Below are 14242 nucleotides of genomic sequence, written 5' to 3'. Positions count from 1 at the left end.
CCATTTTTAAATGAAGTTTAATTTTTATTTGTATATATCCAATCAGGTTCCATGTAACTTCATCAATCTACTTCTGCATAATACCTTAGCCTAAAATAAATCTAATATTTTCGATTAATTATTTTCCTTTCTAGAATACATACTCAAAATGTTTTTGAATATATATTGTAAAAAATGAAATATAAATTCATTTTAATTCTCATTAATATTTCTCATTATTTTTCTCAGTTTATTTAATATCACTAAGTAACAGTTTTGTTTTCAAGTTATTACAATTATATGTCATTCATACCATTTATAAAGTTTAAAATTCTATTTATAAAAAGTATTATCAACAGATATTTAAGGAAGATAATTGATTTAATTGTTAGGTAAGTTCTGTCTTTGTTTATGCGAGCGAGGCATTGATTACCTTCAGGAGAAATACTTTGGATAATAAGACTTTGCACTCAAATAATATTAATTCTAACACTAATGATTTCTTTGAAAAATCAGCAGATAAACTCGATAGAAAAGAAGTACTGCATAATTTACCAACTGATTTTTCTCGCAAAGCTTATAGCCAAGAAATGAGAGAAGAATACTCTAGTATCTTGTCTGATGAGGTTGTCTTGGAACTTGATAGACTATCTGCCACCTCGTGTACAAGCCAACGGACAATCTTACTCGCTGCATTTGCAAGCCTTGTTCACCGAAATAGTAATGACACCGAAGTGCGAATAGCAGCATCTGGCAGCGTCGAGGGCATAGAGCAGATTGAATCGACACAGTTTACTCCCATTTGCATTGATTTTTCTGACAATCCAAGTTTTGAACAAGTTTTAGAGAAAACTGAGCGAGATCTTAAGTCTGGTGGGTTGGAAAAAGAGTCCGTATTCCCTTTGCAGATAGGTTTTTCATATGATGCGGATATGTCATTTTTAGCCCACCAACCTCAGGAGTTGCACCTTGCTGCCAACCGTTTGGAAAAAGGTCTGAATTTAATTTGGTCTTACAATAGTTCTATTTTTAGTCAAAGGTCGATGGTTTCATTAAACCAACAACTTAATGTTCTACTAAAAGCCATTACAGCGAACCCTAAACAATCTATTTCAGCGCTACCTTTGTTAAATGAGAAGGACAGACAAAAAGTCTTGACTCAGTGGAATCAGACGCAAACAGACTTCCCAAGGGATATTTGTATCCATTCTTTATTTGAGAGGCAGGTAGAGAAGACGCCAGACTATATTGCCATTCGTTATGACAATGAAGCACTTACCTATGAACAACTGAATGTTCGTGCCAACCTGTTAGCACATCACCTGATTGAATTGGGTGTGGGACCGGAGCAATTAGTAGGAATTTGTTTACCACGCTCGATCGACATGATGGTTGCAATACTGGCGGTCAATAAAGCTGGCGGGGCATATGTGCCTCTTGACCCAAGCTATCCTAGTGAGCGACTAAGCTATATGCTTGAAAACAGTCAATCTCAAGTATTAATAACAGACAAGGAACTGAGCTCAAAGCATGATCTCCTCGTTACGCATAATGTACTTGTTGACAGTGTTGAGTTCTGGAAATGTCTCGAAAACACTCCGAAGTTTGGCAGAAACCCCGATGTTGATGGTTTGTCGCCAAGCAATCTGGTTTATGCCATCTATACATCAGGTTCGACAGGTAAGCCTAAAGGTGTCATGAATGAGCATACCGGTTTGGTGAATCGGATTTTGTGGGGAAGCAAAGCATATCCAATTTCTGCTGACGATAATGTGTTGCAGAAAACGCCCTTTGGTTTTGATGTTTCAGTGTGGGAATACTACTGGCCTTTGACCACAGGGGCGACTTTGGTCATGGCCAGACCTGACGGCCATAAAGATGTGGACTACCTCTTTGAGATCATCAATGAGGCGCAAATCACTGTGATACATTTTGTCCCTCCTATGCTGGCAAGCTTTATTGCAGATGGGCGTTTTGAGACCCAAACCCCCAGCTTGCGTCTCGTGGCATGTAGTGGCGAGGCGTTACCCGTAGATGTGCAAAACCGCTTTCTTGCTGGACATCAAGCTCAACTTCTTAACCTTTATGGTCCAACAGAAGCTTCTATCGAAGTCAGTTATCATTTTTGTACGCCAGATTTTGAGGGGAATTCTGTCCCTATTGGTAAGCCAATCGACAATATTAAATTGCACGTATTAGATAGCGATTTTAACCCGGTACCAATCGGTGTCGTTGGTGAGCTATATATTACAGGTGTTGGGGTCACGCGAGGCTACTACAACCGGGAAGACCTAACTCAAGAAAGCTTTCTTGCCAATCCGCATCAACAAGATGATACGGATGCAATCATGTATCGAACGGGAGATTTAGCTCGTTGGTTACCCCAAGGTGAAATTGAATACTTAGGTCGTATCGATCATCAGGTTAAAATCCGCGGATTTCGTATCGAATTAGGTGAGATTGAAACCTCTATTGGTGCGATTGAATCGGTCAGCCAGAATGTCGTGGTTGCTCATGACAATCGTTTAGGAGAGAAACAACTGGTTGCTTATCTTGTTTCTGTGTCAGAAATAGATGATCAAAATCTTTGGTTTACAGCCATTGCGGAGCAATTAGAAAAAACACTGCCTCAGCATATGATCCCAACAGCATGGGTATGTTTAGATGAATTGCCGCTTACGCCAAACGGTAAGGTAGATCGTAAAGCGTTACCAGAACCGGCTATGCCTGTCCAAGAGTCATATGTTGCCCCAGAAAATGATACCGAAAAGTGGTTAGCTCACTTATGGCAACATTTACTCCAACTTCCTAAACCTGTTGGTAGAAATGCAAATTTCTTTACTCTTGGCGGTCACTCATTACTTGCGATGAAGATGTTGTCTCAAGTTCGAGTAGAAAGAAAAATCAGCATTGGTATTGCTCAGGTTTTCGCTGCTTCTAGTTTATGTGAATTTGCCGCATTAGTAGATAAAGCGGTAGGTACTCAAGCTGAGTTTATACCGCAGCGTAACGATACAGATTTTGCGCCTTTGTCTTTTTCTCAGCAACAGATGTGGGTTCTTGATCAGCTTCAAGGCAGTATTCAATACAATATCCCCTTTATATTGAACCTAAAAGGTGACTTAAATTATGCTGCTTTGACTGATGCGATTACGCAAATCGTTAATCGGCACCAAGTGCTGCGTACTGTGTATCGGCTTGATGATACTGATGCGGCTCAGCAAATTGTTCTCAATTCGATCGGGGAGTTTGAGCTAGAGAAAGTCTGCATCAAAGGACTAACAGACACAGATAAGAAAGCGGCTATAGAAGATGTGCAAAATGAGTTGATTGATCGTGACTTTAACCTTGCTAAAGATCTCATGCTTCGGGCTTGCGTAATTGAACTTGATGACAATGATTATCAGCTAGTTATTGTATTTCATCATATTGCTGCTGATGGTTGGTCACTCAGCGTTTTTGAACAAGAGCTACGCCATTTTTATTTGGCAGCACAATCAAATGAACTAGTGCCTCTGGATGAATTAGCGATTCAATATACCGACTTTGCAACATGGCAACGTGCACAGCGGCAAAGTAACTTGGATGCTCAATTGTCATATTGGAAAAATAGGTTAGTCGGCATACCAGAAATCCACAGTCTACCATTGGATTTTGCAAGACCCACAGAATCCACTTTCGCAGGTGCGCGTTACAGTGTCACTATTGATTCTAACAAACTATCTAAATTCAAGGATGTTTGTCAGCAGCAGGGTGCCACTCTGTTTATGGGGCTGCAAGCGCTTGTATCTGCATTGATCAGTCGTTACAGCCAAGAAAAGGACATAGTGCTAGGTACGGTAAGTGCCAATCGTGAGCAAGCCGAATTGTCCGCTTTGATAGGCTTTTTCGTTAACACGCTGATTTGCCGAACGGACTTATCAGGCAATCCATCGTTTAATGAGTTGATAGTCCAGTGTAAAACAAGGTCTCTAGAGGCTCTGAGCAATCAAAACATGCCTTTTGAGCGCCTTGTTGAAGAGCTAGCTCCCAATCGTTCTCTTAGTCATCATCCATTGTTCCAAATTATGTTGGTGTTACAGAACAATGATCAGCCTAATTACGATTTGAATGGCTTGACGGTTACACCCGTGCAACCTAGCAATGTAAAAGCTAAATTTGACTTGACTATTAATGCTGTGGAGTTAGGTGATGAATTGGTTCTTGATTGGGAATACAGTTCGGATCTATTCCTTGCCGAATCCATTCAACGTCTGGCTTCTCACTTAGTCGCTTTGATTGATGCAGTGATAGTCGACCCAGAAATCAAAGTATTAAGCTGCTCAATGCTTAGCGACAGTGAAACGCAGCTTTTGACTCAAGATTGGGCAATGGGAGCAAGGCAGGAAAGCAAAGCTTGGTGTATTCATCATTTGTTTGAACAGCAAGCTGTAGATAATCCACAGGCCATCGCTTTGTCTTATCAAGGAAGTGAGCGCTCTAACACTATGACATATGAGCAGCTCAATACTCGTGCGAATCAGCTCGCCTATTTGCTAGCCAAGCAGGGGGTGAAGTGTGGAGATATTGTCGGTGTCTGTATCGAGCGCTCTGAGACTCTATTTGTTTCTTTACTAGCAATATTAAAAGCGGGCGGGGTGTACCTGCCACTGGATCCGAATTACACGGTTAAGCGCTTGCAGCATATGATCTCAGACAGTCAGTTAAAGATGGTTGTGACCGAACAAAGTGTCTCAAGCTGTCTTGAAGATTCAGAGATTGACCGTTTGGTTCTTGACTCTCCTGAAACGCAAAATGTTTGGCTGCAAGAGCCAACAGAAAATCCAGACTTCTTGGGTAATGTTGATCCTAGCACGCCTGCTTATACCATCTATACATCGGGTTCGACTGGTAAGCCTAAAGGAGTACTTTTATCACACCATGGCTTAGTCAATCTTGCTCAAGCTCAGCAGTCTTTACTTGATGTCGGTAGTGATAGTCGAGTACTTCAGTTCGCATCTATCAGTTTTGATGCGGCCACATGGGAGTGGGTAATGACGCTGTGCTCTGGTGCGCAACTCTTTATCTACGATGAGGAGTGCATCAAGTCTGGTCATGCGTTGTCCGACGCCGTGGAAAAAGCAAACATTACTCATGCTACTTTGCCACCAGCTCTGCTCCCCGCTTTGGAGGTAGAGAAATGGCGTAGCGTTAAAACCTTGGTTGTCGCAGGGGATTCATGTGCGCCGGACTTGGTCTCAGTCTGGGGAGAGAACCGTAAGTTCATTAACGCGTATGGCCCAACCGAGAGCACTATCTGTGCGACTTTAGGTCAACTAAGCCCAGATGAAGATAGTATCCATATCGGCCAAGTTATTCCTGGCGCTGAAGTATTGGTGTTAGATGAATTCATGCAACCAGTGCCTATTGGCGTTGTCGGAGAGCTCTATATCGGTGGGGAAGGCCTTGCGATTGGGTACTTGCATCAACCTGCTTTAACGCAAGAAAAGTTTGTTTCGCACCCATTTGATACCAATCGTAAGCTTTACCGAAGCGGCGATTTAGTTCGTAGGCGGGCAGATGGAAATATAGAGTTTATCACTCGAATAGACCATCAAGTGAAAGTGCGCGGCTTTAGGATTGAACTGGGAGAAGTAGAAAGTGCGTTACTTGAGCTGCCTAATATTCGGGAAGCGTTTGCGTGCGTGACAGAAGAAAGTAGTGGAGAAAAACGTTTAGTTGCTTATTATTCAGCTCTACCTGAACATGAATTGGACGAAACTCAGACAAGAGAGGCATTACAATCCTCACTGCCTGACTACATGATCCCAAGTGTGTTAGTGGCTATGACAAGTCTACCTTTGACGTCCAATGGTAAAATTGATCGTAGAGCACTACCCAAACCTGTTTATCAGTCAAGGTCGAGCTATCATGCGCCTGAGACTCCAACAGAGCAGCAACTGTGTGAAATCTGGCAACAGGTTCTTGGTCTAGAGTCTGTCGGTGTTCTGGATAACTTCTTTGCTATTGGTGGTGATTCCATTTTAGCAATACAAGTGGCTTCTCGGGCTCTCAAGGCGGGATTGTCCCTCTCAACCAAACAAATATTCCAGCATCAAACTATTGCTAAACTTGCGCCGCATGTCGAACACGTGGACTCAACCGAGATAAAGTTTGCAGCGGTGGAGGGTGAGCAAATTTTGCTCCCGATTCAACGTTGGTTACTGTCTGGCGATCCTGTCGATCAGCATCACTTTAACCAAGCGGTCGATTTTTCGCTTTCAAAACAAGTGAGCATAGAGAAGCTTAGGGAGGCGTTAAATGCTGTTTATCAGCACCATGATGTCTTCAGGTTATCTTTTATAGCTGATTCCAGCGCGGCTTATCAGCCACGAGAACAGCAGCAGGTCAACCTTTGTGTATGCGATACTCAAGAGGCCTTTGAAACTGCAATCAAAGCAGCGCACACCGAATTTGATTTGTCTCAGCCTGACTTAGCTCGATGCGTTGTTTTAAACCAAGAAGAGCAGGGCTACCAAGTCTCATGGATCATACATCATTTGATTGTCGATGGTGTCTCATGGCGTATTTTGCTCTCTGATCTTGAACTAGCACTCTCACAGCTTGAGTCTGAAAAACCGATTGATTTAGGTATTAAGTCGAACAGCTATCAGACTTGGGGTCAATGGCTTGAAACCTACTCACACAGTGAGATACTGGCGAAAGAAGCCTCATACTGGCATCAAGTGGTGAAGAGCGATGTGGCGCCGCTTAGAGTTGAGAATCACTTACCTCAGCAAGATTGCAATTCCTGGCATGTAAGCAAAAGGGTATCGCTGGCGGTTAATGAAGAAATGACCCAACTCCTGGTTGGTAAAGCAAACCAGTGTTACAACACGCAAGTTAATGACTTATTGCTGCTGACATTGGTTCGAACTCTCACCGAGTGGCAGCAATCGAGCCAAATTTGTGTTGAACTTGAAGGACATGGCCGTGAAGTATTGGATGACTCTTTTGATCTCAACCAAACAGTGGGTTGGTTCACGACCACTTATCCTGCTGTACTTTCTTTGAATGGCTCTGATCTAGGCTCACAAATAAAGTCAATCAAAGAACAACTTAGAGCGATTCCTAACAAAGGGTTAGGCTACGGTGTTCTAAAGCATCTTTGCCAAGATGAAACCCTCAATCAATACAAGTCTATCGATGTTTTATTTAACTATTTGGGTAAGTTTGACTCGATAGACATGACGGCTAATGGCCTTATTTCTGACGTCACCTTTGCCGATGATACTTTGTGTATAAGCCAAGAACGCAGTCGATTCGCCACCTTGAGTGTCGAAACCATAATACAAAACGAACAATTGAATGTCTGTTTTGAATTCAATCGGAACCAGTTCAGTCAAAACACGATACAAGGGCTTTTAGATCGCTTCAATCAACACCTTTATGACATCATCAGTCATTGTCATTCGGCTAAGAAACAATTTACCCCTAGTGACTTCCCTCTCGCTAACATTCGGGCTCATCAGCTCGAAAAGTTAGAGGAAAGCCATCAGATCGCTGACTTGTATTCGGCGACGTCAATGCAAGCAGGCATGCTGTTCCATTCTCAAATGTCACAGGGCTCGGGCTTGTATGTTACTCAAATGGTATTAGATCTGGGGCCGGTTTGTTCCACTACTTTGAAACAGGCTTGGCAAGCTTTGATAAATCGTCATGATGTTCTAAGAACAGCTTTCGTTCATACGGGTTTGGATAAACCTTTGCAGCTTGTTTCTGCACATGTTGAGGTGCCATGGAGAGAAGAATTTATTGGTGCTAACCAAAATGAAGCGTTGGAAAGCCTACTTCGTAGTGAAAAACGCCAGCCGCTTGATGTCGAACATGCTCCACTAATGCGATTGGTGTTAGTCGATGTTGAACAAGAGTCTTACAAATTGGTGTGGACCCATCATCATGCCTTGGTTGATGGTTGGTGTTTGCCGATTCTTCTTAAAGAACTCGCCGCATTATACGAATCTTTATCAAGTGGCGTGGAAGCGGTGCTACCAACCCCCGCGGCCTATAAGAGTTATATTCATTGGCTTTCTCTTCAGGATAATCAAGCCTGTGAAAGTTATTGGCAGCATTATCTAGCTGATTTTTCAGCGCCGACGCTTATCAGTGATTCAGTGATTCAAGGAAAAGAAGCGGATAAACAGGGTGTTGGCGAGATAAAATCACACCTTAGCCAAGTATTAACCGAAAAGATCTATCAAGGCGCGCGAGATATGAATGTAACGACGAGCGCTTTATTTCAGTCTGCATGGGCCATGATGTTAAGTCGTTACTGCCGATCTAACGATATCGTATTTGGTACCACTCGCTCTGGTCGTCCTGAATCCTTGTACGGTGTTGAGGATATGGTCGGGTTGTTTATTAATACTTTGCCGACACGGGTTCAATTTTTGGACCGAGCAGAAACATCGATTGATTTTGTTCAACGAGTTCATCAATCTCAACTTGATCATGACCAATATTCTCATGTGTCTTTAACCGATATCCAAGCTAATTCTGATATTGAAATGGATAGCTCGCTATTTGACTCTATCATGGTGTTTGAAAACTATCCTTTTGATACTAGAGAACTATCCTCTGAGGCAAGTCACCAACTTGATATACGTGGTTTAACGGCGATTGAACAGACCAACTTCCCGTTGTCGATTGTGATTATTCCGGGAAATTCTGTAGAGCTGAAGCTTCTATTTGATCAAGCTATTTTCTCTGACGCTATTGTAGCAGGCATGCTGGAGCAACTAGAGTATATCGTCTCATCACTTATTGATTTTACTGCCCGAGATGTTAGAGGCATCGCGCTGTCGGATCAGGTCAACCTATCGACTCAACCTGATCCCAAGTTACCATCAATGACAGAACTTTTTGCTCAAAGTGTAGAGTGTCATGCTGATAAAGTTGCAGTAGTTTATGGCAATCAAGCAATGACGTATCAGGAGCTTGATCAACGCTCTGATAATCTTGCTGCCTACTTATTAAATGGAGGAGTATCTGAAGGGGATAGAGTCGGCCTTTACTTAAATCGCTCGATTGATCTGATTGTTTCCATGCTTGCCATCATCAAAGCAGGTTGTGCTTATGTGCCTCTTGACCCTGAGCAAGGTCATGCTCGACTAGCGGTGATCATGGAAGACTGTCAGGCTACAGCTATATTGACCCATGGCGAGCTTGCTGGTGTGATTCAAACTCACAATGAGCGACTGGTTGATTTGTCCGATCCAACCACGATGGAAGAGATTGAGTCGTCCGTTACTGATAAAAACTGGTGTTCGGATATAAATGCTCTGGCCTACATTATTTATACGTCAGGCTCGACAGGTAAACCTAAGGGTGTGGCTGTAGAGCAGGGAAGTATCACTCACTTAGTACATAACAACCCCTATACAAAGATTGATCCTACTCAGATCTTTGGCCAGGCCTCCAACCATTCATTTGATGCGGCAACGTATGAAATCTGGGGTGCTTTGCTCAATGGAGCCAGTTTGGTTTATGTACCAAAAGAAACGCTTTTATCACCAGATAAATTCCAACAACATATCGAGCAGACCAAGATTAACAATATGTTCGTTACCACCTCACTGTTCAATATTATGGCGGAACAAAAGCCGATGGTGTTCGCTTCTTTTGAGCATTTGCTGGTTGGAGGAGAAGCGATTTCTCCGCCTCATATCAATAAAGTGATAACGGCTGGTGGCAAACCTAAGCATTTATGGAATGGTTACGGACCAACTGAAAATACCACCTTTAGTGCATGGTATGACATGCAAGATATCAGTGATGTGTACCCAATTGGCCAGCCTTTACCACACGCTGATGCATTTGTAATGGACCCATTTTTACAGCCTCTTCCTCAAGGCGTGATTGGTGAACTGTATCTCGGCGGGCCAGGCCTAGCACGAGGATATTGGCGCAGACCTGACTTGACTGATTCGAGCTTTATTCATCTTGAAGCTTGTCGCCGAAAACTCTATAAAACTGGCGATCTTGTCTATCGCAACAGGCAAAATCAAATTGTTTACGTGAGTCGCGCTGATAATCAAGTTAAATTACGTGGATTTAGGATTGAGCTGGGAGAAATTGCGTCCACAATTAACCACATACAAGGAGTGACTGGGTGTCACGTTATGGTTAGAAATGATCATGGCGATCGAAAGCTAGTTGCTTACTTAGTTCTCGATGATAAGTCACGAGAAAACACGGAGCAAAGCATTGTTGATATTCAATCTCAGCTTAAACATCAGCTTGCTCAGTACATGCTTCCTTCAGCGATTGTTGTTATGGATAGCTTGCCATTAAATGCCAATGGCAAGCTTGATACCAAATCACTTCCTGAGCCTCAGTCATACCTAGATGATGAACGCTTTGAACCATTGAGTAATCATGCTGAAGTGCAACTCGCTAAACTGTGGAGCGAGGTTCTATGCCATGAAATCAGTAATCGTTATGCCAGCTTCTTTGCTTCAGGCGGGCACTCTTTGCTGGCGATGCAATTGGTGGCCAAGATAAACCAAACTTACGCTACCGATGTTAATATCACTTTAGTGTTCGATAATCCTACGCTTACCGATCAAGCTGAGGCGCTTCAGGCGATGATTGGAACAAGTCTAGCGGGGCTTCCAGCGATCACTCACAACCATGATTCTAACCAGCCTAAACTGTCTTTTGCCCAGCAAAGGCTTTGGTTTATTGACCAAATGGAACGAGGCAGCAGTCATTACAATATGCCGATGGCGATTAAGCTAAATGGTATGCTTTGTGTCAACTCGTTACATTCGGCATTTATTGATGTGATTTCTAGGCACCACAGTTTGAGAACCTGCTTTATCAATCGGTCAGACTCACCGGAAACTAGGCTAGACCCTGTACCAGAAAGCTGGGTGATGCCAGTGTTTGATGTGTCCCAGTTAGATGGTGAAGATCAATTGGCAGAAGTAAGTCGTCTGCAAGGTGAGGAAGCGGTTAAACCATTTAATCTATCGTCAGATTTAATGCTGCGCACTTGTTTAATTAAAACCGCACAAGACGAACACATCTTGCTGCTTACCATGCATCATATCGCATCAGATGGTTGGTCATTGGGAATTCTGTTTAATGAGCTAAAAGCGTTTTATCAGGATGCTTTGCAGGGTAGGAAGCAAGACTATGAAGAGTTGGGCATTCAGTATCTTGATTATGCCAACTGGCAACATCAACCAGAGGTAATTCGTTCTCTTAACGAGCAAGTAACCTACTGGAAACAACACTTATCCGGTGCGCCAGCCGTGCACAATTTGCCTCTTGACTATGCTCGTCCTGCTGAGCAGAAGTATCAAGGCCAGTGGTACTCTACTCATCTTGATAAGAGTCGTAGCAATGCCTTTATCAAGCTATGTCGAGATAACGATACCACCTTATTTATGGGTCTTCATAGCGCATTTTCTGTTTTACTGTCGCGTTATAGCAATGAGACGGATATCCTGGTCGGCACACCTGTTGCCAACAGGAATCAAGCGGGCTTAGAGTCTATGATAGGCTTCTTAGTCAATACCCTAGTACTAAGGCTTAATCTCGATGAAGACCCTAGCTTTGTAGAACTACTTGAGCGAAGCAAACTCATAAATGTTGAGGCATACGCAAACCAAGAAGCTCCGTTTGAGCAAGTTGTCGAGGCGTTGCAGCCAGAACGAGATTTAAGTTATCACCCCTTGTTCCAAGTCATGTTGTCAGTCAATACCGAGCAAACAAAACTGGAATTGTCAGGTCTAGAGTCTGAGACATTGCCACTGGTCGAAAGCCACTCACAATTTGACCTTATGCTGGTAGTTAATGAGAGTGAGGAAGGATTGGAACTAACTTGGGAATACAATACCGATTTGTTTAAACCTGAAACTATCGAGCGGATGGCCAAGCAATTTGAGCTTTTAATCGATAGCATCTTGCTCTCTCCAGATACCAGTGTATTTGGACTATCCTTGGTGGATCAACCAGCCCTAGATCTGATGACACAGTGGAATAAAACCGAGTGTGAATATCCTAAGCAGGAATGTATTCATCAGTTATTTGAGCAGCAAGTATTAAAAACTCCCGATCAGGTTGCGTTGATTTTTGAAGATGAGTCGCTAACTTATAAGCAGCTCAACCAGCGTGCTAATTTACTTGCACACCACCTAATGGACGCAGGTGTAGAGCCAGAAAATTTGGTCGGCATTTGTTTGAATCGCTCACTTGAGATGGTCATTGCTATTCTTGCGGTAAGCAAGGCTGGAGGTGCGTATGTGCCTTTAGATCCAAGCTATCCTGTTGAGCGATTGAATTACATGCTCGAAAACAGTCAAGCCAGGGTGTTGATTACATCGCACTCACTTCAACAATCATTAGAGCTTGAAGCTGATAGATTAATTGTTGCGGACGATACTGCTCTATGGGACGAGCTGACTCAGAACTCTCTCTGGCAAGCAAATCCACAAATAGAGGAGCTATCGCCCAATAGCTTGGTTTATGTGATTTATACATCAGGTTCGACAGGCAAACCTAAGGGTGTGATGAATCAACATTCTGGATTGGTGAACCGCCTCAACTGGATGCAGAATACTTACCAATTGACATTAGAAGATAAGGTTTTACAGAAAACGCCGTTTGGTTTTGATGTCTCTGTATGGGAGTACTACTGGACGCTAACCACGGGGGCAACTGTGGTTATGGCGCGCCCTGAGGGGCACAAAGATGTTGATTATCTACTTGAGATAATCAACAAGGAGCAAATTAGTGTCATGCACTTTGTTCCTCCTATGCTTGCCAGCTTTATTGCTGATGGTCGCTACGCCAATCAGACTCCAAGCCTGCGTTTAGTCGTATGCAGTGGTGAGGCTTTATCGGTAGATGTACAAAATCGATTCTTAGCTAATCATCATGCACAGCTTGAGAATTTATATGGTCCAACAGAGGCCGCAATTGATGTTAGTGTTTGGCGCTGCTTACCTGACTTTACTGGACGCTCAGTGCCTATTGGTAAGCCGATAGACAATATTAAGCTCCATATCTTGGATCAACAGCTAAACCCTGTTCCAGTCGGTGTTGTTGGAGAGCTATTTATAGCGGGCGTTGGTGTTGCTCGTGGTTACTACAATCGTGATGACCTTACCCAAGAGCGTTTTATCGCTAACCCTCACGCTGAATCTGACAATGACGCACGTCTTTATCGTACGGGTGACCTTGCACGTTGGCTACCAGAGGGTGACATAGAATACCTTGGTCGTATTGACCATCAGGTGAAAATACGTGGATTTAGAATTGAGCTTGGCGAGATAGAGACTGCCATTGGACAACAACCTGAGGTTGAACAATGTGTCGTGGTTGCCAATGAGAGTAAGTTAGGTGACAAATTCCTAGCCGCTTACCTTGTTATTACTAACGAAGATAAAGACTCTGATGCCATTGTTGCTGATATTAAGCAGAGGGTTTCTGGTCATTTACCTGAACATATGTTGCCAGCAGCTTGGATGATGCTGGATGTAATGCCACTGACTCCCAATGGAAAGGTTGATCGTAAGGCTTTACCTGAGCCGCAGATGGTTATAGAGCAAGACTATGTAGCGCCAGAAACGGCTACTGAGATAAAGCTTGCCAACGTATGGCAGAAAGTTCTTCATAGCGAAGATCAGGTTAGTAAAACCGCAAATTTCTTTGCCTCGGGAGGTCATTCTTTATTAGCAATCAAACTGCTCGCGGAAATCCGCGCAGACTTTAACGTATCGTTAAGCGTCCGTAGCATCTTTACTCATCCTGTTCTGTGTCAATTGGCAAGCTTGCTTGATTCAAGTGAAAAGGGTGATGCGAATGGTTGTATCAAGCCTTTGGAGCGACCAGAGCGTATCCCTCTTTCTTACTCTCAGCAACGACTTTGGTTCCTAGAGCAACTTGAAGAGCGAAAAGATACCTACAATATGCCGATGGCACTTGAGCTAGATGGAGAGCTAGATTCTCAAGCATTGCAATCTGCGCTTAATGATTTGGTTGCTCGTCATGAAAGCTTACGTACTCGTATTGTCAATATCCAGGGAGAAGTTGAACAGCGTATTACGCAATCGCCATTAGTCGTACCTTTTAAATCAATGGATCTTTCGCATCTTAGTTTTGTGGAACAAGAACTTGAATTGGGTGTTGTTAGGCGAGAAGAGGCAACAACGCCGTTTGATTTAAGCCGAGATTTGATGATACGGGCAACCTTGATTAAGCACACTACTCAAAA

Annotated in this window: 1 protein-coding gene (running past one end of the window); it reads left to right on the top strand. The window is 43.2% G+C overall.

Annotated features, from left to right (window positions below; genetic code table 11):
* The first annotated feature begins 428 nt into the window (after positions 1-428).
* On the top strand, positions 429-14242 hold the 5' portion of the coding sequence (locus tag FIV01_RS16480; protein ID WP_172971865.1) for a non-ribosomal peptide synthase/polyketide synthase. It continues 13876 nt past the right edge of the window; only the first 13814 of its 27690 coding nucleotides appear in the window; the start codon lies at positions 429-431; its stop codon lies off the right edge, out of view.

The sequence above is a fragment of the Vibrio aquimaris genome (assembly GCF_009363415.1).
GTDB lineage: Bacteria > Pseudomonadota > Gammaproteobacteria > Enterobacterales > Vibrionaceae > Vibrio > Vibrio aquimaris.
This window is presented reverse-complemented; position numbering and strand designations above follow the sequence as displayed.